Origin of the sequence: Bacillus vallismortis (assembly GCF_004116955.1) — a bacterium.
GTDB lineage: Bacteria > Bacillota > Bacilli > Bacillales > Bacillaceae > Bacillus > Bacillus vallismortis.
Genome location: NZ_CP026362.1, coordinates 845477 through 870799 on the forward strand (window position 1 = coordinate 845477; position 25323 = coordinate 870799).

Consider the following 25323-nt stretch of genomic DNA (forward strand, 5'->3'; position numbering starts at 1 on the left):
ATATGGCTGCAGCAGACTTTATTAAAAGCCTTGTACCCGGCGCACAAAATGTATACAAAAAATATAATGTTCTCGCCAGCCTTGTCATTGCTCAGGGCTGTCTTGAAAGTGGGTACGGCACAAGTGGACTTGCACAAAAGGCTCATAACCTTTTTGGCATAAAAGGGACATATAACGGTCAGTATGTCTTGATGTGGACAAGCGAGCAAGACAAATACGGAAACGTTACTCGGATTCAAGCGAAGTTTAGAAAGTATCCCACTTATGCAGAAAGCTTGGCTGATTTAGGAAGCTTGTATAACCGTCTTGATCGGTATAAAGCGGTCGTGGGTGAGAGCAACTATAAAAAAGCATGCCAAGCCGTAAAAGACGGCGGATATGCTACAGATGTAAAATACCCGAGTAAGTTAATCAGTATCATAGATAAATATAATTTAACGCAATATGACAACATTACGACGAATCCTGACGAACCAGATGTTCCTGATACACCGGTTGAGGACCCTGTATTTCCAAGTAAGGAATATGCGGGGAAAGACGTTTCTTTAAATAAAAACTTGCCTTCAGATGTTGATTTCCCTCAATTGTTTGTTTCTACGACTGACGGAAAGGATGTCGTTGAAATAACAGGAGTTATAGTTGATTTGACAGATGACACAACGGGAAAGAAAAGCTTTACTTTCACGATTACAAAAACGCAGCAGAATGCAGCTGAATTTGATCTTTTAATAAACGACAATATCCTTTATATCGACGAGAGAAAGTTCAATCATCAGAAATACTACATCACGGATGTTGACCTGAAACAATCAAAAAATGTAATCATAAAAACGATTACCGCGAATCATATCTATTCTGTCCTACTAGTCGAAAACCGTGTTGAGGAAAATGTTTCTAAAAAGTTAAAGTTAAAAGAGGCGCTTGATATTGCTTTAAAAGGCACGGACTTCACTTATGTATTAGAAGCTCCCGAAAGTGATTTCCCATCGGCAGAAGAAGAGAATTTCGGAGAGAAAAACAGTACAGAATTAATGGATCAGATCATAGAAGATTATGACTTAGAAGTTGATGTTGATAATTATAAGTTACATGTTTACAAGAAAATGGGGCAGGAAGTAGACTTCACGCTTGATTCCCGTTATAACATGCCGGGAATTAACATCAAAACAAACTCGCAAAACTGCACGACTCGGGCATGGGGATACGGTGCCCTGGCAAAGGATAGCAATTCTACAGATAAAAAACCCAAGTATGTTTTTGAGCCTATTCTTTATGTTCATCCCGAAGAGAAAAAATTTTCGCGGGAAGGTAAACCTAGATGGGCCGATCCGATAAAAGATGAAACTATCAAAAAGCCGGGCAGCATGGTCTCAGCCTTGAAGAAACATGTCAATCCTTACCCAGAAACAACTGTAAGCGTGGACTATCAATATATCTATGAACCTAAGCTTTTATCCATAGAAAAGCCTTTTTGGAAAGGTGACACCATTCATGTTTTGGCTGATACGGCCGACGGCATTACGTTTGAAGATGATGTTCGTTTATTGACCATTCAATACAATCCATTGAACCCTTACAGCAGTCCTAAGCTAACGTTTGCGAATTTTAGAAAGGACATTCAAGACATTGCAGTTAATCAGGCCAAGAAAATAAGAGATCAAAAACGCTATATTGACCAGTTAATGCGAACGCTCCGATAAGCGTTTTTTATTTTGTTCAAGAAAGGAGTGCTGCTGTTGTTAACGCTAAGGAAGTATTTTGGCACCATCAGAAACTCATTATACGAGGAACAGCTTGCAAATGATTTAGGAAGCATTGAAACTGCTGTGAATAGTATTGAGCGAGACGTTACGAATCATAAAAGGGTAGATAATGCTCATACATCTTCACAGGTCGCTCATGGCGGCGGACTAACTGTCTATGAAGAAATTGAAATAGCAAAAGCGCGTATCCGAAACCTTGTTTTACAAGCAGACGGAACCAATATAAAAGAAATGCTGGATGCTCGCGTAGATAAGCGAGGAAAGGTTTATCCAACATTACGGGATCATCTAATTGCAAAAGAGACAGAAGTTGAAAACTTAGATTCCATTGTTCAAAAAGAAATGGGCTTTGACTTTACAACCGTTCCGCCGGTTTACCACACCAACTTGAATCTAGCAGATAAAACAGTGCTGCAGTGTTTTGTCATTGATGAACCAACAGGTGATATCTACGCCACACAGGTTGCCAGTGGAAACAAAGATAAAAGCGAGAGTTTCACGATTACACGTATGAATCAAAACGGGGTGATGCTGGACAGCATGAAGCTCGTTCACGGCGGTCACGGCACCACAATTGGACTGGAACGGGAAAACGGGAAAATGTATATCTGGTCTAACTATAATGTTGTCGATTCAAACGGAAACACTGTCGGAAACGATCTTGTGCGTTTTCCTTATACGGCAGGCGCGACACTGAACGGCGGCAGCGGAGGGATCAAGCGATATAACAAATTCAACGATTACTATACGATCCCTGTTATTGATAGAGAAAATGGCTTTATTGCGTTCCGAATGAGATTAAAAGATGATACTAGTTTGGTAGAGCTTCGGAAATTAAGTGACGTGAAAAACGGGGTAAATAAAGTGCTGGGAAAGGTGATCATTCCGAATGACTTGTTTTATCTCCAAGGCTTCACAATAGACGGATACGACTTGTACTGGTACACCGGCGATACAAACAACAGAACCTATCCATGTGAGCTGGCGTTATTTAGTTTTAAGGATGGAAGCTTAAAAAAACGTATCTCTTGTGATTTTGGTTATGGGCCAGATGGAAAATATGAAGATGGTTTCCGTGAGCCTGAGTCCATCTTTTTATACAAGGACCCGAAGACAGGGAAAAGATCACTATTTGCAGGCGTGGTGACGGGAGCCGTCGGAAAACGACTTGCCAAGGTATACGCCTACCATTCAAAAGAGAATGCAGCCAAATTCGGCATTGATTTAGCTCAGGGGTATCAAGGGTATAAACTTACTCAAAATAATGGTTATTCAAAGCGGCTGCCGGATGGTCTGAAATCTTTAAAAGAATTTAGGCAACCCGGTTTTTACTATATGCTGACGACAGAAACTAAGACGCTTTCGGATCATCCGGACAGCGGTAACGCTGGCTGGTGGTTGAACATTGCACCGGCAGATCGTGCCGGCTCAGTTATTCAAACGTTAACCAGAAACGCAACAGGGCGGCCAATTAAGATTTTGACAAGAGTTGTTACAAATGAAGGGAATGTTGGAGATTGGTCCGAGATTTCAGCCAGTGGAAAGCTGCCTTGGGCAAACCTGCCTTTAAAGAATGGCGCAAAGAATCCTGACAGCAACTTTCGCCTCCAATTCGCAGTGCAGGGAGGTTTTCTTTTTGTAAGGGGCCGAGTTACGATACCGAAAAAAGATGGCGTCGATTTCGCCACGTTGCCTGCCAGTGCCCGGCCTAAAAAGAATGCATTTAAAAGTTGTCCTATAGCTGGAACAACAGGAGAACGAAAGATCGTTTTTCGGTCCAATGGAAATATCTCTGCACACGGGCTGTTTGCCAAAAATGAGTCGAATGCAACATACACCTATATTGATGAAATCATCAAGCTGGATTAAAAAGGGGTGTTCTTATATGGAAAGTGAACAAATATGGGCATATCAATTTGATGAAAATGATATTTATGATTGCCCGGTTGAAATTCAATACATTGAAGATGATGACGGAAACACGCAACGGATTGTACCGGAAAATGCAACTGAGATCAGTCCGGGTGACTTGGTGCAGGCCAAGTGGACGGGAACAGAATGGGTAGAAAGCGCATCTGCTGAATACATTGAATCTCTTGAGACTGCTGATTTAGTTGAAGAAAGCGATGGGGAAAAGGCGCTGAAAGCTGTCGCCGATATACTGGAAACAATGGTAAGGGGTGACGCAGGATGAGCAGCCCTTTTTATAATGCCATTAAGACGTGTTATCTATCAGGGCATTGGGACGGCAAGGAGGAACTTCTTTCTATGGCCGTGGAGCAAGGCAAGATAACAGAAGAGGAAATGAATGAGATCAAAAGGCTGCGACAAGCTGAAAAAGAATCGCCTTCTGTAGAGGAGTAAAGGAGGGATACAATGCCGTACAAAGACGAATCACTTACATTTACGATCAATGGCCGGCGCAAAAGCCCGGTACAAACGAATATCCAATATACAACTCAAGACAAAGGCACAGCAAAGCTATCATTCCAGCTTATGAAGGACGGGGTTCCCTTGCCATTATCCGCGGCAGTGGTGAAGCTCGTTCTTTTCATGTCAGACGGCAGCCGGTTTGTCCGAGACATTGAAATCATTGATAAGTTGAACGGCCGACTGATGTATGTTCTATCTGATGAAGAAATCAGACATGTTGGGACCGTTCAGGCTGAGCTGGATGTTTCGTACACCAATCAGCAGGCGATGTCGATTCATGAGTTTTCTTTTGAGATTAAGAAAGCCTTGATTGACACTGATATCTTGCCAAGTGCGGAATACTATATAGATGATTTTGAGTCTTTAAAACATAAGATCAACGAGCTTTATAACGAGACTATTCAGACTGTTGAAGAGCTGCGGAAAAAATTTGAGGACTTAGAGAACATTGAAACAAAAGATGGGGCACAGAAAAAGGCTGATGCTGTTCAGGCTAATTTAGATACCCATAAAAATGAAAAGTCCAACCCTCATGGTGTTACAAAAATTCAGGTAGGGTTGGGGAACGTAGACAACGTGCAGCAAGCAACAAAAGCAGAATTCAATACACACAATACGGATTCTACGCGTCATATCACGTCCACAGAGCGTTCAAACTGGAATGCCAAAGAAACGACAACGGGAGCACAAAACAAGGCGGATACTGCCGAAAAAAACGCAAAAACGTATACTGATCAACACATTGATAATAAAAGCAATCCCCATGGGGTGACAAAAGGTCAAGTCGGGCTTGGGAATGTTACCAATGACAAACAGGCAACAAAAACTGAATTTGATACGCATGTAAAAGATGTGACTGCTCATATATCTGCAGCAGAACGCACAAAATGGAACGGTGCTCAGCTTTTCAAAATCACAAATGATGTTGGAGGGGTCTTGGTTTCAATCGCTGATACAGACGATTTTCTGGACAGAATTGTGAAGGCAGGAAAGACGTTCGGGACATTTTATTCAACAGGAAAGCCGACAAATGCACCTTCCACTTTATCGACAAGAGGTTTTTTCCACTTCACATCCATTGATAGTAATGGTAACGGCACTTTCGGCTATGTCGTGGCCATGGATTATAAGAATAATATGTATTCAAACTATGTTGACGGCAATTTAGGCTGGTCAGGTTGGAAGCGACTTCTCACTGAAAATGATACTGAAAGTGTGCCGTGGTTAAATGCAACATATAAAAATGGAGCAAAAACAGGAGATCGACAGCTTCAATTTAAAAAAGTAGCAGGTGCTCTTCATCTTACTGGCCATATTGTGACAGATCGAGAAGTCGTTTTTGCGTCCATTCCTTCCTCCTATGCCCCGTCAAAAGGCGTGATGGAATTAGTTGCTGTAAGTGGAATAACAGGAATGAGCAAATTAATTGTGTTTCCGTCAGGAGACCTTAAATTGACCGGTTTGATGGTGAACGATAGCAGCAAAGTGACCGGCTACTATATAGATAAAGTAATCCCATTAAACTAAAGGAGGGGAAACATGATCTTAATTTATCCGTATAGAGAAGATGGCTTTTATGCTGGACAACCTGTAGAACTATTTCCTGACGCTGAAACAGGTAAGTATAATATACCGCCTAATGCTACCGATAAACCGCCTGAAAAAAACGGTTCAGGCATGTGGCGTCCTTGGTTTGACAGCGAAAAACAAGAGTGGATCGAAACAGCTGATCAGGAATATAAAGACAGTTTGAAGGGGCCAGCAGACCCTCCATCTGCTTTAGATGAATTGAAAGCACAACACGCATTAACGACAGTGCAGCTGGCTGAATCTCAAAACTTGATAGAGTCTCAGGCAAAAATGATTTCGGACTTGTTCCTGATGATGGCCGAGGGAGGGAAAGCATAATGGATTATTGGTTTAGAAATATCAAAACCATTTATGGGTGGGGCAGACAGTATTACACAAACGCTGATGTCGCCCGTTTTGTTGAGCTCAATAGGATAACAGAAGAACAATATAAAGAAATCACCGGACTGACCTATCCAGCCACAGAGCCGATTGTCATAGATTTAGGAAGTTAACCAACACCCATGGAGGTGTTTTTATTTTGCCTCTAAGGAGGTGATCAAAAGAAATGGAGGAAACGAACGTGTTTATTAACTTTGAAACGTTGGATTTAGCGAGAATTTACTTGTTTGGGGGTGTGAAATACCTCGATTTATTGCTGATTATCAGCATTATAGACATCCTAACAGGCGTAATTAAGGCATGGAAATTTAAAAAGCTGCGGAGCCGTAGCGCATGGTTTGGTTACGTCCGAAAAATACTTACCTTTCTAGTTGTCATTGTGGCGAATATCATTGATACAATCCTCAATCTGAACGGCGTCCTGACATTTGGAACCGTTCTTTTTTATATCGCCAATGAGGGGCTTTCCATTACGGAGAACCTTGCACAGATTGGCGTTAAGATTCCGGCGGCCATTACCGACCGGCTTCACGCAATCGAAAATGACAACGAACAAACAAATGAAAATGATGAACAGGCTGCTGGATAACCCGGCAGCTTTTTCTATACCAAAATTAAAGGAGAGAACACTTATGACAATCACAGTGAAAAAGAATCTTGTATCAAAATCTAAATACGGTTTGAAATGCCCGAACGTAATGACGGCGAAGTATATCACCATCCACAATACAGCGAATGACGCGTCAGCTGCCAATGAGATCAGTTATATGATCGGGAATACAAGCTCGACAAGCTTTCACTTTGCAGTCGATGACAAAGAGGTGCGGCAGGGCATCCCCACAAATCGAAATGCATGGCACACAGGAGACGGCAAAAACGGCACCGGGAACCGTAAGTCTATTGGAGTTGAAATCTGTTACAGCAAGTCAGGAGGCGCTAAATATAAGGCGGCAGAAAAGCTGGCTATTAAGTTTGTGGCGCAGCTGCTTAAAGAACGCGGCTGGGGTATTGATCGTGTGCGAAAGCATCAAGACTGGAACGGCAAGTATTGCCCGCACCGTATTTTATCTGAGGGAAGATGGGCACAAGTGAAGGCGGCCATTGCTGCAGAATTAGAACGCCTTGGTGGTAAAAAAGCACCTTCTCCTACGAAAACGAAAACAAAGGCTAACGGGGCGACGTACACCGTGAAGAAAGGTGATGCTCTTTCTGTCATTGCACAGAAAACAGGCGTAAGTATGGCAACCCTGCAAAGGTTGAACGGTATCAAGAATCCGAACTTGATAAAGGTCGGCCAAGTATTAAAGCTCACAGGCTCAAGCACTTCGAGCCCTAAACCAAGCAGCAAAAAAACGTCCTATACGCTGCCTTCTGGCATCTTTAAAGTTACAAAGCCGATGAGAAAAGGAGACGACGTTACTAAGATTCAAAGAGCGCTTGCAGCTCTTTATTTCTATCCGGATAAAGGGGCGAAGAATAACGGAATTGATGGCGTGTATGGTCCGAAAACAGCAAACGCGGTCAAACGGTTCCAGTCAGTAAGTGGCCTGACTGCTGACGGCATTTATGGACCAGCTACTAAAGCGAAAATTGAAGAAAAATTGAAGTAATAAAAGGTCCCTTGAAATTCAAGGGACCTAAAAGTTTGAATCAACGCTCTTATACCTTTCTGGGATCTTGTCTCTCCAAACAAGCATAAGGTTTTTAAATTTTTCTGTTTCCATGGAACTTTTGTCGTTTTCGCTTTCTGTATAAAGGTGTTCTACGACTGTTTTATCTTTTTTTATATATGCAATGGTGGTGTTTAATTGAATCTCATATTCTTCAGAAGAGCCATCCAATACTTCTTGAATAATTTTTAAGTATTCATCAGCTTCACCTAACGAAACAATGTCTTCAATGAAATCAGAAAAGTATTCTAGTTCTGTAGGAAGAACTACTCTTAAATATCCTAAAAGGTCTCTTTTAAATTCAAATGAAAATTCCATGATAAATCAATCATTCCTTTGGTTTTTTATATAAAGGATAGGCAGTTGATATTGAGCCATCCTTATTAATATACATTTCAACATCAATCCCTGATGAAGTTTTGCCGATATACTTATTATCTCGTATTAGTTTTTTGTTTTTGTAGGCTTCAGATATTGTATTGTATACTTTTACTCTATCCCATTCCTTTGGAAAGAAAGTGGACCTTGCTACTTTTTTTACGCCATTTACTTCTACTTTAGCTCTATATACCCCGTTTATATCAGGTGCTTCTTCTGTTCCTGGTAATATTCTGCTACCACTCATCATACTCTCATGATGATAACCAACTGCTCTTTTCTTTCTGTTAATTTCACCGTGATATACGTGTTTTATAGTTTTTTTAGAAATACCATTTGAGCCACTGGAACCGTTTGAATTGACTGATTTAGTGAGAACACTCTCTTTTTTATCTTCAATCATACTTTTTAATAGAGGAGTATTTTTTGCGTTATACGTATTCTCGACGTCTTGTGCAATCCCCACAAGTGCAAGATCATTCTTATTTTTAACAAAAGAATTGAGATAAGATTTGCCTTTGTTTATCCCTTTATCGACATGAGCAGCGGCTGTTCCACCTTCAACCACTTTACCTACTTTAGAAAGTTTGGTCGTGGTTTGTACTGCGGAACCCGCGCCTTTTGTACCAACGATATTTCCTGCCACATAACTGATATAATGCCCTTTCTCGTATGCATTGCCATTTATCATTTTATCATTCCATGAGTCGGCAAGGTTTGTCCAGATGATTTTAGAATAAGAAGGTACGCTTAAAACTGTTGTAATTGTTTTTGTGAGTTTTAGTTCGGTAGGGAGCTGCGAATAGTCCCATGCGCCGACAACCAAGTCTTTGACACCATATATCGTATCGTCAATCGCATCGTTAATTCCATCATTAACCCCGTCGACGAAATCAATTACTGTCTTACCGGCATTGATTACACTTTCACCGACGTCCTTCAGCTGTTTTGCTTGTTCCAGCTGCACTGCGTACTGGAGCTGTTCTGGTGTAAGATTCTCATAGCCGACCTTCTTGGCAATGTCTAAGTATTCATCCGGATCCGTCACTCCGTCAGCTAGCTTCTTTTTCAGGTCTTTGATTTCTCGTTCTTTCGCTTCATCCTTCTTAATCGTCAAATAAGCTTCTGTCTGTTTCTCGATATCGCCTTTTTTCTTATGTATGTCACTTTCTCTATATGCTTTGGCATTGTAGTGGATAGGGGAAGCATCCTTGCCTTTGCCTGTGGATTCCTCAAGCTTTTGGAAGTCTTTTTTGATGAATTGCTCGTTTGGCTCTGACTGGGCATATTCAGTAACAAGTGCTTCGTCAACGCTGCCTAGTTTATCGCCTGTTTTTTTGCGTTTGTCCTCCGCATCGGCGAGTTCGTCTTTAAAGTCTTCAGTTGAAAACAGATCAAGCGGAAGGATATCGTCGATATCATGTAAGATATCTTTCATGGCTTTCTTTTGTTCAGACATAATAGATTTTGATTTTGTGTAGGCATTAGCCAGCTCGTGTTCTAAGAAGGATTCTTCTATATATGCATCAGATAAGCTGGCGTCCTCTAAAGTGCCTGAAATGCTTGTCAAGAAAGCAATTTTCATATCAAGTAAGTCAATCCAATTGTCAGTCACACCTGCATGGTCTTGATAAAATGCTTTAATATTGTCGGCGCCTTTGCCGGAAAACTCACTGTCATCGAGATCAGCGACAGCTTTAAAGGCTTTCTTTAGATTGACCAACTGACTTCTTAATTCTTTGTATTCTTTTGCACGTTTATCTGCTTCGGAAAGCAGTGATTTGGCTTCAAATACTTTCATGTTCATATCCTTTCATTTGAAAACTTCAACAAGATTTTACCATTAAAAAATGAAGAATTAGACTTCAATGTGATTCAAAAGTGCGAAATGATCAATTTGATCCGCGTCATTTTACCTATCTGAATCTTTTGTATTGGCAAATGCGCCGATGCCTCAACCATTTCACCAGATGTATAGATTCTGTAGATTGTATTTATGAACAAAAAAAGTGCAGTTGAACAGTTTATTGAAGATTATAATAAAGTCCTCTTATTTTTATATAAGACATTTATTTGAAAATTTAATATAATTATCCTGTTTTTTGTTGATTTCCGGATGGAAATAAGTTACATTCTTCATAGGTCGACCTAAGATATGAAAAAAATGGGAGGTATTTGATGGGGAAGAAAGGATTTTTTTCACTGTTAATGGCTTTAACACTTTCATTAGTAACAATTTTTTCTTTTAATACTAGTGTTAAAGCAAATTCGAATGTTTACGCAAAAACAAATTGTGAGTCATGTCAATCAGGGGTGCCTAAGTCATCAGGCTCGAAAGAAGACCAACAGAAAGCAAAAGAAATTGTTTATGCCTCAAAGGAGTTCAAGCAAAACAAGTTAGTAAAAAAACATGAAAGAAGTTTTTTCGGACTATCTAATGAACAAGATGAAGAGATTGTAAACGTAAAAGAAGGGATGGCGGTTGTAACAATTCCTGTTGAGGATATGGAATCAGGTCTAACCTCAGCACAATATTTTGTTGATCTAAATACGGAACAAATTTTTGATACAATTAAAACCTTTATCACTTTTGATGAATCAACAAAACTTCTAAATTTACAGATAAAACAATCTGGTGAAATTACGGAAGATGTTAATCTAACTGAAGGTGGAAAAGTCAAACTAAATGACGGAACTGAAGTTAGTGTAGAAGATTACTTGAAGGGTTCAGATTCTGAAGAAACCAAAGCATCAACAATGATGAGTTGCAAATCAGCAGTATCATGGTTATATGATATTGCGAATGGTGGCTCTTGTGCTCTTTCGTGCTTACGGGTTGCAGCCATCAATCTGGCAATTGGTATTGGATGCGGAGCAGTTTGTGTTATAATCAAGAACAATTCAAAAAGCAAAGCAATAAAATTAATTTGCGGATAATTAAGGAGAGAGGGGAGAAAATACCCCTCTTTTTTATAATTATAATGATGCATTGAAAATATCTAGCTGCATATTATAATATTTAGGAAATATTGTTATAAGGTGGTTGCGAATAACTCATGAACAGTATTCACAAAGAAACTGAAAAGAGTAATGCATCTAGGGATTGGTTAATTTATATCACAGTATCTATTGTATTTTTAATAGTAGTGTTGTTGTTTAGTCTTTTTGAGCCTGAATTTGATTTTAGCGTTATGGCTCTCCGATTATTTGATGCATTAATCAGTTGTATTTTGATTGTAAACGGACTTTATTTTATGCAGAGAAACAAAGGAATTGCATATGTCTCTTTCCTATTAGGAATAGTAAATCTGGGGATATTAGCTACTCTTTTGTTTCGTTAATTAAAGGAGATAGAGGAGCCCAACTCATATGAGAAGGGCTTTATATAATCCATATTTTCTTTTCTTTATCCCAAGAAATCGCTCCTTTTCGAATAAGGCTTTTTGTGGCATCACGAATTTCCTGTTCGCCTTTCCCAGTCTTCCTTTTGAGTTCTTGTAAAGTCGGGTTCTTTCTATATAAATGCATGTTCACAATGATCCGATATAACTTTCGTTCAAAGTCGGTCATGGTAAAAACCTACTTGATGATTTTCTCATTAATTTGTTAGTGGCTTTACCTGCAGAATGCCGGGTAATGCTTTTTCTGAGCGATCCTTTACTTGTTGCTTGCACATTGCCTAAGATGCGTGCTAAAGTAAGTGAAAATCCATGGGCGTTGTTAAGAATCAAATGAGTCACTCCCTTATCAAGTACACACATCAATTATACTAGAAGAGAAATGCCCACATTGCCCACAGTTTGCCCATACTTTTTTATAAAACAGTGTAAACCAGAGCAAATTGACATATACTGAAACCTTACATAAAGCCTGACATAGTAGGATTTCTTTATAAATGGGTTGTACTCACTACTCTAGATGAACAATTGATCTGATGGTCACGAAAATACAGACCATCCTTGAACAAAACGCGATTTTGTAATACCATAGCATAGACATAAATAACTCTGACCATATTATGTATAGGCAGGAAGGGGATGTGCGAATTCCCTTCTTTCCCTGTTTATAAACGCGAAATATTTGCAGATCGACAAGATTCAGTTTAAGATAAACAGTACCTATATGGGAGAGAAGAACGAGGACTGCCCTGTGTTCTCATTCTTGTATTTTTTAGTTTATGCTCTCATACATAATCGAAGATGTTGAGGGACAACCAGAAGGAGTGAAGGGACATGGCACAAGAGAAAGTTTTTCCTATGACTGAAGAAGGAAAACAAAAACTTGAACAAGAATTGGAATATTTGAAAACGGTTAAACGAAAAGAAGTAGTAGAGCGCATCAAAATTGCGAGAAGTTTCGGAGACCTTTCCGAGAACTCTGAATACGATTCAGCGAAAGAAGAGCAGGCATTCGTAGAGGGCCGTGTAACGACTCTTGAAAATATGATCCGCAACGCGAAAATCATTGAAGATGACGGCGGCTCTAACGTTGTCGGTTTGGGGAAAACCGTCACTTTCGTCGAATTGCCTGATGGTGAAGAAGAATCATATACCATCGTTGGAAGCGCTGAGGCTGATCCGTTTGAAGGGAAAATCTCAAACGATTCACCGATCGCAAAAAGCCTGCTGGGCAAAAAAGTAGATGATGAAGTCACAGTGCAAACACCGGGCGGAGAAATGCTCGTGAAAATTGTGAAAATTTCATAATATCCGTTTAGCAGAGAAACACCTCGTCCACAATGTGGGTGAGGTGTTTTTTTATGAAGATATCGAAACGAATGAAGCTGGCAGTCATCGCTTTTTTGATCGTGTTTTTTCTGCTGCTGCTGCGGCTGGCGGAAATCCAGCTGTTCTTCACTGAATCCTTTTCTAACAGGAAAATCAATTTGATCAAAGAAAGTGTGAAACAGCGAACAGAGGAAGTGCTCATTTCTGACGGAAGAGGTTCCTTTTTAGATCGAAACGGACAGGCACTGACCGGCAAAAGTGAGCCTGCGGTTGTTTTGTTCCCTTTTCTGTTGACACAGGATTGGCCGGTCAAAAAAGTTGCGGATATCCTCGGCATGTCTGAAGATGAATTGCGCCAGACGCTCACAAAGGCAAAAAAACCGGTCATTTTGCGTCAAAGGAAAATCAAAACACTTTCGGAACAATCCATTACAAAAATCAATTCTTTGAAATATCCCGGCATTTACGGCGTATATATGGAGAATGAAGACAAGCCCAGCCTTGCTTCACATACGATAGGAAGCACAAATCAAGACCCGGCGCTTCTGCGGAGGAAATATCCCGAGCAGGATAACCTTCCGATTACAACGAAAATCGGAACAACCGGGTTAGAACGGACATTTGATGAGTTTTTGCTTCCAGAACAAGATACAAAACTTTTATATCATGTGGACGGAAGAGGAAACCCTTTGTTCGGCATGGACGTCAAATATACTGCTGAAGCCAATACGTTTTATCCGCTCCAGATCAAAACAACGATCGATCAAAGCATTCAAAAAGCGATGGAGGAAATATTGAATGAACAGGGGCTGAAAAAAGGAGGAGCTGTGCTTTTGGACATCGAAAATAGCAGTGTTCTGGGAATTGTAAGCAAACCGGACGCCGATGTCTCCCGGCAAAACACGCTTCAAAATTATATGCTGACGCCAATCTATCCCGGGTCTGTTTTTAAAACAGTCATTGCCGCGGCTGCGATTGAAAATGATACGGTGAAGCCGAGCCAATCCTTTAATTGCAATGTAAACCTGTACGGGGAACCGGGCGAAGACAAAGGAACCTTGTCTTTTGATGAAAGTTTTGCCCAGAGCTGCAATTACACATTTACGAGCCTTGCAGAACAATTAATGAGAAAAGACAATTCAGTTATTGAAGATATGGCAGAAAAGCTGACTCTCACAGATCGGGCAGGCTGGGAAGGAAAACTGTATCACGAAACACATTTCCGCCAGTTGTATAACGAAAAAAACGGCGTGATTTGGGGGGATGAAAAAGACAAATCAGTCAAAAAAGCCATTGCGCAAACAGCGATCGGGCAGAAAAATGTAAAGGTAACGCCGCTTCAGGTAGCGAATATGATGGCGACAATCGCCCGCGGAGGCGAAAAGCGGCAGGTGAAAATCGCAGAACAAATTGAATATAAAAATGGCACAACACTCGTCAAATTCAAGGACCAGAATCTAAAAGGAGAAACGATAGACAAATATACGGCACAGCAGCTTCAAAAAATGCTGCGGCGGGTGGTGGAATCTCCTTCAGGAACGGGCAGAAGGTTTCAGGATCTTCCGTATACTGTAGCAGGGAAGTCAGGCACAGCCCAGACAGGCAAGCTGTCAAAAGAGAAAAAAACGCTCTATGAAAAATGGTTTGCCGGATATTTTCCCGCGGATAAGCCGAAATACGCTCTTGTCGTTTTACACATGGATACGCCCGAGGATAAGGCTCTGACAAATTCCTTGTTTTATGATATTGTTAAAAAAGTACACGAAATTGAAATCAATCAGAAATAGAACAACTTCTCAGCACATGGTAAAATGTATGCTGAGCCAAGAGGGATAAAGGAGTGCAGAAGTATTGAGCAATAATCAATCTCGTTATGAAAACCGTGATAAGCGCAGGAAAACGAATTTAGTGCTTAACATTTTAATCGCAATTGTATCCATACTAATCGTCGTGGTAGCAGCTAATCTCTTCATTAACAGTCCTTCTAGCAAAGATGTCAGCAAGGATTCTGAAACGGCGCAAAAACAGGAATCTCCGGCTTCAGGAAAGACGGAAAAGAAATCGGATGAAGATATAAAAGACAGCAAGAAAGATACATCTGACAGCGAAAAGGATGCTGAGAAGTCCTCAGATTCAGATTCGGATGCCAAAAAAGATGATTCTTCTAAAGATGATGACTCAGATTCAGACTCAGATTCAGATTCAGATGATCCGCTTAAAGACGCAAAAGTAACAGAAGGCGGCTCATCAAGCGATGTGGAAAAAACGTATGAAAATCCTGACTGGAAAGCAGTTGGAACTGAGCAAACGGGCGAGCATGCCGCGACTTATGATTCAAGCTCACAAGACTGGGCTGAGATGCTGAAAGCCATATCATATGCGACTGGTGTCTCAACAGATAACATGACGGTGCTCTGGCTCGGAAATAACGGCAGCCCTCAGGATGCCAAAGGCAAGATTTTAGACAAGATGACTGGTGATAAATATCAAGTCACGATTACATGGGTTGATGACAAAGGCTGGAAGCCAACAAAAGTAGAAAAACTAAAATAACAAAGCAGCCGGTATAGAGCCGGCTGCTTTTGTTTTAGGCTTCAGCTGCGAAATGAACTACCGCGCTGTACAAAATCCTTTCGTCTGCCACAGCGGTTTGGTGTGAAACAGATTTTACCCGTAGCATGATGGCTTTATTGTTTTCAATTTGCGTATTGATTTTCTTTTCAAGCTCCTGCAATGAAGCCGCTTCGAAAAATTCCACTTTGTCTTTTATCAAATCTAATTGAAAATTCATCTCTCGACCCTCCAGCTTTCACAAGTCATATGAAGTATAAGCTTTTTTGCGGGTAACGCGCAATATAGATGGCATAAAATACACAAAGTGTTTTAGTACCTGCTTTCCAGAAGATGTGGTATGATAGGAACTGTTCCATCATTAATTCATAGTATACTTATAGGAATAATTAAATATGGAGTGTGACAAATATGGGACGTGAATTTATTCCTCTCTTTGAAGATTGGGCAGCAACTTATGATCAAACAGTACAAGGTTTTGATATACAGTATAAAGAAGCGTTCAGAGGCTACGATGATATCCTTCATGCCATCGTCAGCAAATCTGGAACGCATGTGTTAGAATTTGGCCCGGGGACGGGGAATTTGACATCCAAGCTGCTGGATGCGGGTAAATCTGTATTTGGAATTGAACCCTCTGCCGCAATGCGCAAATTGGCTTCTGACAAGCTTTCAGGCAGGGCGGAAATTGTTGACGGAGACTTCCTGGCATTTCCCGAGCCGCCATTTCAGGCTGACACAATCGTCAGTTCATATGCGTTTCATCATTTGACTGACGAAGAAAAGCGGGCTGCCATAAAGCAATATGGCAAATACCTTCACTTGCATGATAGAATAGTGTTTGCCGATACCGTCTTTGAAGATGTGCAAGCATATGAACAGGCTATTGATAAAGCCCGTTCTCAAGGCTTCTATCAGCTGGCAAATGATTTAGAGACGGAGCATTATCCCACATTGGGTGCGTTGAAAGAGATGTTTACAGCTGAAGGTTTTGCAGTCCAATTCACTCAGCAAAACGACTTCGTGTGGATAATGGAGGCCATCAAACGGTAAAGTGAAGGGAATGTGGATAGATGAAACTAGCAGTCATCGGAGCAATGGAAGAGGAAGTTACCATCCTAAGAAGCAAACTTGAACATACAAAAACAGAAACAATCGCACACTGTGAATTTACAACAGGCGAATATGAAGGAACTGAAGTGATTCTTTTAAAATCAGGAATTGGAAAAGTAAATGCTGCCATCAGCACAACGCTTTTGCTTGACCGTTACAAGCCTGATTATGTGATTAACACAGGCTCAGCGGGCGGATTTCATCATACACTGAATGTAGGAGATGTCGTCATTTCTACTGACGTTCGCCACCATGATGTAGATGTAACAGCCTTTGACTATGAATACGGCCAGGTGCCGGGTCTTCCGGCTGCTTATGCGGCAGATGAAAAGCTGATCAGCATCACGGAAGAAGCGATTTCTGAACTCGACGGCGTTCAAGTTGCAAAAGGAACGATCGCAACAGGCGATTCTTTCATGAACGATCCGAAGCGGGTTGAAGAAGTGCGTAAGAGATTTTCTGATCTGTACGCGGTTGAAATGGAGGCTGCGGCAGTGGCTCAAGTATGCCATCAATTTAAAACGCCGTTTGTTGTGATCAGAGCGTTATCAGATATCGCAGGAAAAGAATCACATGTATCATTTGACCAATTTTTAGAGCAGGCGGCTGTCAATTCAACAGAGCTTGTGTTAAAGGTGATTAAGCGAATTCATTAAAAACAGGGGAGCGTTCTCCTCTGTTTTTTCTAAAAACAACCTCTATCAAGGAGGAGGACATATATGGCTGTTATAACGGACATCACCGAGCTGATTGGAAACACACCGCTTCTCCGCCTGAAGAACTTTGATGTTCCTGAAGGAGTCACAGTGTATGCCAAGCTTGAAATGATGAATCCCGGCGGAAGCATCAAAGACAGACTGGGAGATATGCTGATCCGTGACGCGCTGGAGTCAGGCAGGGTGAAACCCGGCGGAGTCATTATAGAAGCTACGGCAGGCAATACAGGGATCGGCCTTGCACTGAGTGCCAGAAAATATGGAGTACAAGTGATTTTCTGTGTTCCTGAACATTTCAGCACAGAGAAACAGCAAATTATGCAAGCGCTTGGCGCATCGATCATTCATACTCCGCGTCAAGACGGAATGCAGGGAGCCATTCAAAAAGCCGTTCAGCTGGAGACAGAAATTAAAAATTCTTATTGTGTTTTGCAATTTAAAAACCAAGTAAATCCATCGACTTACTATAAGACGCTTGGGCCTGAAATATGGGAAGCGCTTGACGGCAAGATTCATACGTTTGTCGCGGGGGCAGGATCAGGGGGCACATTCGCAGGAACTGCTTCCTTCTTAAAGGAAAGAAATCCGGCAGTGAAAACAGTGATTGTCGAACCGGAGGGCTCCATTTTAAACGGAGGAGAGCCCCATGCTCATAAAACAGAAGGCATCGGCATGGAGTTTATCCCCGGCTATATGAATGAAAGCCATTTTGATGAGATCTACACCGTCACAGATGGGGATGCGTTTAGACTTGTGAAAGAAGCGGCCGAAAAAGAAGGCCTGCTGATCGGAAGCTCTTCAGGTGCAGCGCTATATGCGGCATTGGAGGAGGCGAAAAAAGCGTCCGCAGGAACAAACATCGTCACCGTATTTCCTGACAGCAGCGACCGGTATATCAGCAAACAAATATACGAAGGAGGCATCTGATATGAAGAAAAAAACATTGATGATTCACGGCGGAATCACAGGTGATGAAAAAACAGGCGCGGTGTCCGTACCTATTTATCAAGTGAGTACGTACAAGCAGCCGAAAGCAGGGCAGCATACCGGCTACGAATATTCAAGAACGGCCAATCCGACAAGAGCCGCTCTCGAAGCCCTAGTGACAGAGTTGGAAGGCGGGGAAGCAGGCTATGCGTTCAGTTCGGGAATGGCTGCCATTACGGCGGTTATGATGCTGTTTAACAGCGGAGATCATGTTATTCTGACTGATGATGTGTACGGCGGAACATATCGGGTGATGACAAAGGTGCTCAATCGCCTTGGCATTGAATCAACATTTGTCGATACAAGCAGCAGAGAAGAAGTTGAAAAAGCCATTCGTCCTAACACAAAAGCCATTTATATTGAGACACCGACAAACCCGCTACTCAAAATCACCGACTTGGCGCTCATGGCTGATCTGGCAAAAAAATCCGGTGTGTTGCTTATCGTAGACAATACCTTTAACACTCCTTATTTTCAGCAGCCGCTTACTATAGGCGCTGATATCGTGCTTCACAGTGCGACAAAATATCTTGGCGGACACAGTGATGTCGTTGGCGGGTTAGTTGTGACATCTTCTAAAGAGCTTGGAGAAGAGCTGCATTTTGTGCAAAACTCCACAGGCGGCGTTCTTGGTCCTCAAGATTCCTGGCTGTTAATGAGGGGAATCAAAACATTGGGTCTCAGAATGGAAGCGATCGATCAAAATGCGCGGAAGATCGCACGTTTTCTTGAGAATCATCCGGGTGTCCAAACGTTATATTATCCCGGCTCTTCAAACCATCCCGGACACGAGCTTGCAAAAGCTCAAGGGTCTGGATTCGGCGGCATGATCTCCTTTGATATCGGCAGTGAAGAGCGTGTTGATGCATTTTTGGGGAATCTGACACTGTTTACCATTGCTGAAAGCCTGGGCGCGGTGGAAAGCTTAATTTCTGTTCCGGCAAGAATGACTCATGCTTCTATTCCGAGAGAACGCCGGCTTGAACTCGGCATTACAGATGGCTTGATCAGAATTTCTGTAGGGATTGAAGATGCAGAAGATTTGCTGGAAGATATCGAGCAAGCACTTAAAAATTTATAACAAATGGATACAATTACTTTCTCTGTAAGCCGCCAGATTATATTATAATAGTCGTATACTATGAATCTGGCAGGTGATTCTTTTGAATAAAAATAGAATGAAATCTTTAACAGAAGATTACAAGCATTTTGCTTTTACATTGCTTGCAGTCAGCACTTTTATATATATAGGCGCAGTCCTCCCCGATCAGGGTTTAACGTTAGGCCAAAAATCGATGATGTTTTTAGCGGATTGCGTATTTTTAGCCGGTGCCTTCTTTTGTGTGGACCGTTCATTGATTTATAAGAAGCGTTTGGAAGAAGCCGACGAATAAAAAAAGCAGCCTTCATTAAGAAATGGACGGTATCCAATAAAGGGCGAACGTATCGCCTCGGTGTATGAAAGAAAACACCAAGCTAAGAGAATAAAAGGTATAGAAACGAGTTAGGGAGTAACCATGGGGTTGCTCCTCTTTTTTTTCTATAAAAGAATTGCGGTGTGTTCGATTGATTTAGATCAAATGGTTTCATCTTCATTAGGTTATACAGCAGTTGAGTTAGGTAATTTTAAAATGGCATAACTCGGCTCCTTATTGTGTTTTTTTGTTGAAAATGCAACAAAGATACGATATATTTAATGCAATGGCATTTTTGTTGCATTTGCAATAAAATATGTATTGGGGAGACTATTCTTTGAAATCGTAATGATTGCTAGGGCATTAGGATTCTACAAGCAATTTAAAGGATCTGGTAGGAATAGGCGAAAACCCAGGAATTCAAGAAAAGTTGGCTGAAATGATACAAGTAGTTCGAACAACAGCAACTCGTGCAATTATGTTAAAAAGAAGACAAAGCTAACAAACTGGATGTCCATCTATAAAAGAGAACATGATGAATCATCAAATGAAATCGCATGAACAGGATTTTCTGAAAGTGAAGAAAAAAGAGAAACAAGAAACATTATGAATCTAAAGGGGTGACTGAGTAACATGGCGATAAAAGTAAAAAAGTGCACACTTGAACATTTATGTGAACTTCAACAAATTGGTTATGAAACATTTAATGAGACATTTAAGCATCAGAATTCACCTGAAAATATGGAAGCTTATTTGGAAAAGGCTTTTCACCTAGAACAAATTGAAAAAGAATTAGCTAATACGTCTTCACACTTCTTTTTGGTTTATGTTGATAACGAAGTTGCAGGCTATTTGAAGGTCAATACCGACGATGCGCAGTCTGAGGAGATGGGGGATGAATCTCTAGAGATCGAAAGGATTTATATAAAAAACAAGTTTCAAAAACTTGGGCTTGGCACATATCTGTTACATCATGCAATAGATATGGCCATGGAACATCATAAAAAGAAAATCTGGCTGGGTGTATGGGAGAAAAACGAACATGCTCTTGCGTTTTATAAGAAAATGGGATTTGTTCAAACAGGGGCCCACGCTTTTTATATGGGTGATGAGGAACAAGTAGACTTTATAATGGTCAAAACCCTAGTATAACTACTATGGAGAGGAGAGGCAGATATGTATATTCCGCGATATTTTAAGGTCACTAATGTTGATGAGATATGGGAATTTGTTCGAGAACATGCTTTTGGCACGATCGTCACAACAAAACAGGGGAAACCCATAGCCACTCATTTGCCATTGCAATTAACGAAGGAAGGAGACACTTACTATATAACGGGGCATATCGCTTATGGAAACCCTCAATGGAGGACATTAGAAACGTGTGAAGCTGTACTGGTGATGTTCCAAGGGCCGCACGCTTATATCTCCTCTTCATGGTATAAGCAGGAAAACGTGCCGACATGGAACTATCAAGCTGTACATGTTTATGGCAAAGCCAGTATTTTAAACGAAGAAGAGTTAAAGCAAGACCTGACAATGTTGTTGCAAAAATACGAAAAACATCGTGAGAATCCAGTTTTATGGGATACGCTTTCACCTCAATTATTAGAAAAAGAACTTAAAGGGATTGTTGGATTTAAGATGAAAGTGCAGGAAGTTCAAGCTGCCGATAAATTAAGTCAAAATCGTAAAGATGAGGACTATCAAAACATCGTGAGTAAACTCTATGAAGAAAAGGATATGGATTCTCAGCAAATGGCACAGTTGATGGAGAGAAGCTTCAAAAAGGACAAATAAGTGTTAGGTTTCATTTTAAAGATTGAAAATACCAAAATGTAAAGAGTCTTTCAGTAAAATTTTGATACATAGACGTGAATTGACATCATTGCTTCGGATAGAATAGCCATAAAAAATCCTTCAAACGGTCAGTATGAAACGTTTGAAGGATTTTTTCATCGGGAAAATGAAAAGCAAAAAACATCTAAGAAACCAACGATGGCTATTTTATTTTTCCTGCAGTTCTTTTCCCATACCTTTTAAAAACTGAAGGCCAAAGCCGACGGCTCTGTTGATATCAGGATCGTTCATTGCTTTGAGAAGGTCGAGAATCCCGACCTTCTTGTCTTCTTTTAAAAAGCTTTGCGCTTGTTCGGTTCCAGCCATTACGCTTTCTAAAAGCTTTCCTGTAAACTCAGGATCTGCTTTTGTTAATGCGCCTCCAGCGGCCATCATTGTGTTGATGAGGTTGGTAACAGGCTCACGCGAAACTTGGCCAAGCGCAATCTTGGCGATGTCTTCTTTCGCTCTTAACATGCTTGTTGCTGCGTCAAAAATGCCAAGTTCATTAAGTTCATTCATTAACGTCATCGTTTTAGAGACGGCGTCCTCGTTTTCCGCCAGCAGCTCTTTTAGCTCTTCTATTTTTTCAAGCTTGATTTGCTCTGCGGTTTTTGTTTCTTTTTTGATCGTCGTAATTGGAGCGGCCATTCGTTTTCCTCCTCTCGTTTAATCTGTCAGATGGACATAACCCGGACGGTTCCATTTTCTTTCTGCTTCGACCCCATTTTGCGGGTGCCGTTTTTTGTTGCGCGGATTTGTTTTCGGAAGCGGCGCTGTTTCGCAGCCCCCTAGCACCTCCATGCGGACCTTCGTCTGTTTATAAGCAGGCGTGTTCGTCCGTTTATCAGCTGCAGGCCCTGTCAGGAAGTTAATCGCTGACTCCTTGTCTGTTGAGTTCATTGGCAGATAAAGTTCATTTTTCCGTACACGGTCTGTGATCAGCGCGTTTAATTTGACTGCACCGAACGGAGAAACGAGCCGTACAAGCGAACCGTCACACACACCTCGCTCTTGTGCGAGCTCAGGCGAGATTTCAACAAATACATTCGGCACTTTTGCCTGAATGCCTTTCGATTTATTTGTCATGTTTCCTTCGTGAAAATGCTCCAGCATCCGTCCGTTATTGATATGAAGATCATATTCCTCCGGAAATGCCGCTGGCTCAGTCCAATCAGAAAGGGCAAAGCGGGCTTTTTTGTCAGGGAAATGAAATCCGTCTTCATACAGAAGCGGAGTGCTTTCACCTGAGAAGCTGCCCCATAGGAAGCTGTTCCAGCCTTCAAGCACCTCATAGCTTGCTTTGCTAAACAGAGGGGAAAGACTCGCCATTTCTGAGAAAATGTCACTAGGATGGCTGTAATTCCAGTTCGCTCCTAAGCGGTTTGCCACCTCTTGAATAATCCACCAATCCGGTTTCGCATCACCTAGCGTCGGAAGCGCCTGATATAATCGCTGCACGCGGCGTTCTGTATTTGTAAATGTGCCGTCTTTCTCAAGTGAAGGAGTAGCCGGCAAGACGACATCGGCATATTGAGCTGTTCTTGACAGGAAGATGTCCTGAACCACGAAGAAATCAAGGCTTGATAAAATTTCATGCACGTGGTTCGCGTTTGAATCGACAAGCGCCATATCCTCGCCGACAAGATACATCGCCTTCATTTTTCCTTCTTCAATGGAATGAAGCATTTGGATATTATCTAAACCCGGCTTGCCGTCAATTTCGATACCATAAGCCTCTTCAAATTTAGCACGGGCATTGTCATCTGTAATATGCTGATATCCAGGCAGCCAGCCAGGAAGTGTTCCCATATCGCAAGCGCCTTGAACGTTATTATGTCCGCGCAGAGGATAAGCGCCGGCACCCGGACGGCGATAGTTGCCCGTAGCGAGTAGCAGGTTTGATATTGCTGCTGACGTATCAGAACCGCCTGTATTTTGTGTGACACCCATTCCCCAAAGGACACAAGTGCCGTCAGCGTCACGAATCATTTCGGCAATTCGAATGATGTTTTCTTTTGAAAGGCCTGTGATGCGTTCTGCATAATCAAGTGTATAGGTGTTAAGCGCTTCTTTATAATCTTCAAAGTAATTTACGTTCTCATCAATAAATGCCTGATCGTGCCAGCCTTGGTCGATCATATATTTTGTAACAGCCATCAGCCAAACTTGGTCTGTACCTTGTTTAGGGCTGATGAACAGGTCAGACCGCTCAGCCATTTCATTTTTACGCAGGTCGGCAACAATCAGTTTTTGGCCATGGAGCTTGTGCGCCCGTTTGACACGTGTTGCAAGCACAGGGTGTCCTTCCGCCGGATTGGCGCCGACAATGATGACGAGCCCCGCTTTGGCAATATCTTTAATCGTGCCGGCGTCGCCGCCCATCCCGACAGTGCGGAACAATCCGTCTGTAGCAGGAGACTGGCAGTAGCGTGAGCAGTTATCGACGTCGTTTGTTTCAAATACCTGACGCGCTAACTTTTGAATGGCATAGTTTTCTTCATTCGTAATCTTAGAAGAAGAAATAAATCCGACAGAACCTTTGCCGTACTGCTCCTTAATTGATCCTAATCTGCTTGCGACAAGATCGAGGGCTTCTTCCCAAGAAGATTCAACAAAAGCCCCATTTTTACGGATTAAAGGCTTTGTGATCCGCTCTTCAGAATTGACGAAGTCCCAGCCGAATTTTCCTTTGACACATGTAGAAATCGCGTTAACCGGAGCGTCAGAAACAGGCTGGATCTTTAAAATATCCCGTCCTTTTGTCCATACTTCAAAAGAACATCCGACACCGCAGAACGTACATACCGTTTTTGTTTTTTTCGTTCTCGTTTCACGCATAGCCGCTTCGACTTCAGAAATGGCAAAAATGCTGCCGTAATCGGGTTCAACGTTTTTTACGAGATCAATCATCGGTTCCATGACATCCTCTTTGATGCCTGTCATAAAGCCAGCCTGCCCGAGCATTGATTTTTCCATCAGCGCATTACATGGGCATACGGTGACACACTGGCCGCAGCTGACACAAGAAGATTCATTGATTGAAACTCCCTCATCCCATATGACACGAGGACGTTCACGTTCCCAGTCGATTGAGAGTGTTTCATTTACCTGAAGGTTTTGACATACTTCAACACACTGGCCGCAGGCGATACATTGGTTTGGATCATAGCGGTAAAACGGATGAGACATATCAACAGCGCAAGACGGATCTTCTTTTGGCGTGTATGGGTATTTTTGATGCTCGATCCCCATCATTTCCGCTGTGTTGTGCAGTGTACAGTTCCCATTGTTGTTATCACAAACTGTACAATACAGCAAATGATTTTCAAGAAGGCGATCCATCGCTTCAGTTTGCGCTTCTTTCACCCGATTTCCCGAAAGATCAATTGACATTCCGTTTTCTGCGATAGTAGAGCATGAACGAACCAGCTTGCCGTTGGCCTCTACAATGCAAGTATCACAAGTTTGAATCGGGTCAACCTCTGGAACGTGGCAAATCTGCGGGTACTCAATCTTGTGTTCATTTAAAATATCTAAAATTGTGGCCCCTGCTCGTGCTTGAATTTCTGTTCCGTCTACACGGACACTGATCGACTTAACGTCCATCATATTCATATTCCCCTCCATCTTTCTTTCAAGAAGTCAAAAAAAGCCATGTATAGATACACCTGCCCTTAATGCTAAGAAGGTGTAAACACACATGGCGGAATAGTTCACTAGCAAGTCTTACTAACAGA

27 protein-coding genes and 1 pseudogene are annotated in these 25323 nt (G+C 41.7%); 22 read left to right on the plus strand and 6 right to left on the minus strand.

Features of this window, described 5'->3' with window-relative positions:
• Positions 1-2: 2 nt before the first annotated feature.
• From BV11031_RS04580 to BV11031_RS04615, 9 genes are read left to right on the plus strand one after another with little or no spacing between them, the layout of a single operon-like run.
• Positions 3-1700 carry a phage tail protein gene (locus BV11031_RS04580; protein WP_010330937.1) on the plus strand — a complete coding sequence of 566 codons (1698 nt, stop codon included), beginning with the start codon at positions 3-5 and terminating at the stop codon, positions 1698-1700.
• Between the two features lie 27 nt (positions 1701-1727).
• Positions 1728-3632 carry a phage baseplate protein gene (locus BV11031_RS04585; RefSeq protein ID WP_241210331.1) on the plus strand — a complete coding sequence of 635 codons (1905 nt, stop codon included), beginning with the start codon at positions 1728-1730 and terminating at the stop codon, positions 3630-3632.
• A gap of 16 nt (positions 3633-3648) precedes the next feature.
• The gene (locus BV11031_RS04590; RefSeq protein ID WP_010330935.1) at positions 3649-3957 is read left to right on the plus strand and encodes a YomQ N-terminal domain-containing protein; all 309 of its coding nucleotides are present in this window, start codon (positions 3649-3651) and stop codon (positions 3955-3957) included.
• Positions 3954-4127: a hypothetical protein gene (locus BV11031_RS22635; RefSeq protein WP_010330934.1), complete on the plus strand. Its 174-nt coding sequence runs from the start codon at positions 3954-3956 to the stop codon at positions 4125-4127. The genes BV11031_RS04590 and BV11031_RS22635 overlap by 4 nt, the downstream gene beginning before the upstream one ends.
• Positions 4128-4139: 12 nt before the next feature.
• On the plus strand, positions 4140-5723 hold the full coding sequence (locus tag BV11031_RS04595) for a phage baseplate upper protein (RefSeq protein WP_010330933.1): 1584 nt from the start codon (positions 4140-4142) through the stop codon (positions 5721-5723).
• 12 nt (positions 5724-5735) lie between these two features.
• Positions 5736-6104: a YomQ N-terminal domain-containing protein gene (locus BV11031_RS04600; RefSeq protein ID WP_010330932.1), complete on the plus strand. Its 369-nt coding sequence runs from the start codon at positions 5736-5738 to the stop codon at positions 6102-6104.
• Positions 6104-6280, plus strand: coding sequence for an XkdX family protein (locus BV11031_RS04605; protein WP_010330931.1), 177 nt, complete (start codon positions 6104-6106; stop codon positions 6278-6280). Before BV11031_RS04600 ends, BV11031_RS04605 begins: the two co-directional genes overlap by 1 nt.
• A gap of 53 nt (positions 6281-6333) precedes the next feature.
• Positions 6334-6756, plus strand: a complete 423-nt coding sequence (locus tag BV11031_RS04610; RefSeq protein ID WP_010330930.1) for a phage holin family protein — start codon at positions 6334-6336, stop codon at positions 6754-6756.
• 43 nt (positions 6757-6799) lie between these two features.
• Complete coding sequence (locus BV11031_RS04615; RefSeq protein ID WP_010330929.1) at positions 6800-7777, plus strand: N-acetylmuramoyl-L-alanine amidase; 978 nt, start codon at positions 6800-6802, stop codon at positions 7775-7777.
• 27 nt (positions 7778-7804) lie between these two features.
• Here BV11031_RS04615 and BV11031_RS04620 read toward each other — a convergent pair whose 3' ends face one another.
• Entirely contained in the window at positions 7805-8155 is a 351-nt protein-coding gene (locus BV11031_RS04620; RefSeq protein WP_010330928.1) for a hypothetical protein, read from the minus strand.
• A 10-nt stretch (positions 8156-8165) separates the two neighbouring features.
• Positions 8166-10016, minus strand: a complete 1851-nt coding sequence (locus BV11031_RS04625; protein ID WP_129550691.1) for a T7SS effector LXG polymorphic toxin — start codon at positions 10014-10016, stop codon at positions 8166-8168.
• Between the two features lie 377 nt (positions 10017-10393).
• Here BV11031_RS04625 and BV11031_RS04630 point away from each other — a divergent pair, with 377 nt between their 5' ends.
• Together BV11031_RS04630 and BV11031_RS04635 are read left to right on the plus strand one after the other, a co-directional pair.
• Complete coding sequence (locus BV11031_RS04630) at positions 10394-11152, plus strand: putative immunity/bacteriocin fusion bifunctional protein (RefSeq protein WP_010327866.1); 759 nt, start codon at positions 10394-10396, stop codon at positions 11150-11152.
• Positions 11153-11271: 119 nt separating this feature from the next.
• On the plus strand, positions 11272-11556 hold the full coding sequence (locus BV11031_RS04635; protein ID WP_010327865.1) for a hypothetical protein: 285 nt from the start codon (positions 11272-11274) through the stop codon (positions 11554-11556).
• Positions 11557-11596: 40 nt separating this feature from the next.
• Here the strand turns inward: BV11031_RS04635 and BV11031_RS22860 are convergent, their stop codons facing one another.
• Positions 11597-11785 (minus strand): hypothetical protein, encoded by a 189-nt coding sequence (locus BV11031_RS22860; protein ID WP_010327864.1) that lies wholly within the window; start codon positions 11783-11785, stop codon positions 11597-11599.
• Positions 11786-12447: 662 nt separating this feature from the next.
• On the opposite strand from BV11031_RS22860, the gene greA reads away from it, so the two are divergent.
• From greA to BV11031_RS04655, 3 genes are all read left to right on the plus strand, one after another.
• On the plus strand, positions 12448-12921 hold the full coding sequence (gene greA, locus BV11031_RS04645; RefSeq protein WP_010327863.1) for a transcription elongation factor GreA: 474 nt from the start codon (positions 12448-12450) through the stop codon (positions 12919-12921).
• Between the two features lie 53 nt (positions 12922-12974).
• On the plus strand, positions 12975-14729 hold the full coding sequence (locus tag BV11031_RS04650) for a peptidoglycan D,D-transpeptidase FtsI family protein (protein ID WP_010327862.1): 1755 nt from the start codon (positions 12975-12977) through the stop codon (positions 14727-14729).
• Between the two features lie 64 nt (positions 14730-14793).
• Positions 14794-15495 carry a YrrS family protein gene (locus tag BV11031_RS04655; protein WP_010327861.1) on the plus strand — a complete coding sequence of 234 codons (702 nt, stop codon included), beginning with the start codon at positions 14794-14796 and terminating at the stop codon, positions 15493-15495.
• A 34-nt stretch (positions 15496-15529) separates the two neighbouring features.
• Here BV11031_RS04655 and BV11031_RS04660 read toward each other — a convergent pair whose 3' ends face one another.
• Positions 15530-15733 (minus strand): YrzA family protein, encoded by a 204-nt coding sequence (locus BV11031_RS04660; protein ID WP_010327860.1) that lies wholly within the window; start codon positions 15731-15733, stop codon positions 15530-15532.
• 191 nt (positions 15734-15924) lie between these two features.
• Here BV11031_RS04660 and BV11031_RS04665 point away from each other — a divergent pair, with 191 nt between their 5' ends.
• The 8 genes and pseudogenes from BV11031_RS04665 to BV11031_RS04700 all read left to right on the plus strand — a co-directional run bounded on the left by BV11031_RS04665 (position 15925) and on the right by BV11031_RS04700 (position 21544).
• Complete coding sequence (locus tag BV11031_RS04665) at positions 15925-16566, plus strand: class I SAM-dependent DNA methyltransferase (protein ID WP_010327859.1); 642 nt, start codon at positions 15925-15927, stop codon at positions 16564-16566.
• Between the two features lie 20 nt (positions 16567-16586).
• Positions 16587-17282: a 5'-methylthioadenosine/S-adenosylhomocysteine nucleosidase gene (mtnN, locus tag BV11031_RS04670; RefSeq protein ID WP_010327858.1), complete on the plus strand. Its 696-nt coding sequence runs from the start codon at positions 16587-16589 to the stop codon at positions 17280-17282.
• A 63-nt stretch (positions 17283-17345) separates the two neighbouring features.
• Positions 17346-18269: an O-acetylserine dependent cystathionine beta-synthase gene (locus BV11031_RS04675; RefSeq protein ID WP_010327857.1), complete on the plus strand. Its 924-nt coding sequence runs from the start codon at positions 17346-17348 to the stop codon at positions 18267-18269.
• A gap of 1 nt (position 18270) precedes the next feature.
• Positions 18271-19410, plus strand: a complete 1140-nt coding sequence (locus BV11031_RS04680) for a bifunctional cystathionine gamma-lyase/homocysteine desulfhydrase (protein ID WP_010327856.1) — start codon at positions 18271-18273, stop codon at positions 19408-19410.
• Positions 19411-19492: 82 nt separating this feature from the next.
• A complete protein-coding gene (locus tag BV11031_RS04685) occupies positions 19493-19723 on the plus strand; it encodes a YrhC family protein (protein WP_010327855.1) in 231 nt (76 codons plus the stop codon).
• Between the two features lie 342 nt (positions 19724-20065).
• A pseudogene (locus BV11031_RS04690) lies at positions 20066-20222 on the plus strand (MarR family transcriptional regulator); the annotation flags it as partial.
• 155 nt (positions 20223-20377) lie between these two features.
• On the plus strand, positions 20378-20896 hold the full coding sequence (gene paiA / locus BV11031_RS04695; protein WP_010327854.1) for a spermidine/spermine N(1)-acetyltransferase: 519 nt from the start codon (positions 20378-20380) through the stop codon (positions 20894-20896).
• Between the two features lie 24 nt (positions 20897-20920).
• Positions 20921-21544: an FMN-binding negative transcriptional regulator gene (locus BV11031_RS04700; protein WP_010327853.1), complete on the plus strand. Its 624-nt coding sequence runs from the start codon at positions 20921-20923 to the stop codon at positions 21542-21544.
• 207 nt (positions 21545-21751) lie between these two features.
• Here the strand turns inward: BV11031_RS04700 and BV11031_RS04705 are convergent, their stop codons facing one another.
• A complete protein-coding gene (locus tag BV11031_RS04705; RefSeq protein WP_010327852.1) occupies positions 21752-22234 on the minus strand; it encodes a helical membrane plugin domain-containing protein in 483 nt (160 codons plus the stop codon).
• Between the two features lie 18 nt (positions 22235-22252).
• Entirely contained in the window at positions 22253-25195 is a 2943-nt protein-coding gene (gene fdhF, locus BV11031_RS04710) for a formate dehydrogenase subunit alpha (RefSeq protein WP_082246272.1), read from the minus strand.
• Between the last annotated feature and the right edge of the window lie 128 nt (positions 25196-25323).

What these genes read in the sequence shown, in the direction of transcription:
- BV11031_RS04625 (WP_129550691.1), bottom strand. Translation starts at nt 10,016, where the DNA reads ATGAAAGTATTTGAAGCCAAATCACTGCTTTCCGAAGCAGATAAACGT.
- BV11031_RS04660 (WP_010327860.1), bottom strand. Translation starts at nt 15,733, where the DNA reads ATGAATTTTCAATTAGATTTGATAAAAGACAAAGTGGAATTTTTCGAA.
- BV11031_RS04650 (WP_010327862.1), top strand. Translation starts at nt 12,975, where the DNA reads ATGAAGATATCGAAACGAATGAAGCTGGCAGTCATCGCTTTTTTGATC.
- paiA (WP_010327854.1), top strand. Translation starts at nt 20,378, where the DNA reads ATGGCGATAAAAGTAAAAAAGTGCACACTTGAACATTTATGTGAACTT.
- BV11031_RS04635 (WP_010327865.1), top strand. Translation starts at nt 11,272, where the DNA reads ATGAACAGTATTCACAAAGAAACTGAAAAGAGTAATGCATCTAGGGAT.
- BV11031_RS04680 (WP_010327856.1), top strand. Translation starts at nt 18,271, where the DNA reads ATGAAGAAAAAAACATTGATGATTCACGGCGGAATCACAGGTGATGAA.
- BV11031_RS04665 (WP_010327859.1), top strand. Translation starts at nt 15,925, where the DNA reads ATGGGACGTGAATTTATTCCTCTCTTTGAAGATTGGGCAGCAACTTAT.
- greA (WP_010327863.1), top strand. Translation starts at nt 12,448, where the DNA reads ATGGCACAAGAGAAAGTTTTTCCTATGACTGAAGAAGGAAAACAAAAA.
- BV11031_RS04620 (WP_010330928.1), bottom strand. Translation starts at nt 8,155, where the DNA reads ATGGAATTTTCATTTGAATTTAAAAGAGACCTTTTAGGATATTTAAGA.
- BV11031_RS04595 (WP_010330933.1), top strand. Translation starts at nt 4,140, where the DNA reads ATGCCGTACAAAGACGAATCACTTACATTTACGATCAATGGCCGGCGC.
- fdhF (WP_082246272.1), bottom strand. Translation starts at nt 25,195, where the DNA reads ATGATGGACGTTAAGTCGATCAGTGTCCGTGTAGACGGAACAGAAATT.
- BV11031_RS04580 (WP_010330937.1), top strand. Translation starts at nt 3, where the DNA reads ATGGCTGCAGCAGACTTTATTAAAAGCCTTGTACCCGGCGCACAAAAT.
- BV11031_RS04630 (WP_010327866.1), top strand. Translation starts at nt 10,394, where the DNA reads ATGGGGAAGAAAGGATTTTTTTCACTGTTAATGGCTTTAACACTTTCA.
- BV11031_RS04605 (WP_010330931.1), top strand. Translation starts at nt 6,104, where the DNA reads ATGGATTATTGGTTTAGAAATATCAAAACCATTTATGGGTGGGGCAGA.
- BV11031_RS04610 (WP_010330930.1), top strand. Translation starts at nt 6,334, where the DNA reads ATGGAGGAAACGAACGTGTTTATTAACTTTGAAACGTTGGATTTAGCG.
- BV11031_RS04590 (WP_010330935.1), top strand. Translation starts at nt 3,649, where the DNA reads ATGGAAAGTGAACAAATATGGGCATATCAATTTGATGAAAATGATATT.
- BV11031_RS04705 (WP_010327852.1), bottom strand. Translation starts at nt 22,234, where the DNA reads ATGGCCGCTCCAATTACGACGATCAAAAAAGAAACAAAAACCGCAGAG.
- BV11031_RS22635 (WP_010330934.1), top strand. Translation starts at nt 3,954, where the DNA reads ATGAGCAGCCCTTTTTATAATGCCATTAAGACGTGTTATCTATCAGGG.
- BV11031_RS04615 (WP_010330929.1), top strand. Translation starts at nt 6,800, where the DNA reads ATGACAATCACAGTGAAAAAGAATCTTGTATCAAAATCTAAATACGGT.
- BV11031_RS04700 (WP_010327853.1), top strand. Translation starts at nt 20,921, where the DNA reads ATGTATATTCCGCGATATTTTAAGGTCACTAATGTTGATGAGATATGG.
- BV11031_RS04600 (WP_010330932.1), top strand. Translation starts at nt 5,736, where the DNA reads ATGATCTTAATTTATCCGTATAGAGAAGATGGCTTTTATGCTGGACAA.
- BV11031_RS22860 (WP_010327864.1), bottom strand. Translation starts at nt 11,785, where the DNA reads ATGACCGACTTTGAACGAAAGTTATATCGGATCATTGTGAACATGCAT.
- mtnN (WP_010327858.1), top strand. Translation starts at nt 16,587, where the DNA reads ATGAAACTAGCAGTCATCGGAGCAATGGAAGAGGAAGTTACCATCCTA.
- BV11031_RS04675 (WP_010327857.1), top strand. Translation starts at nt 17,346, where the DNA reads ATGGCTGTTATAACGGACATCACCGAGCTGATTGGAAACACACCGCTT.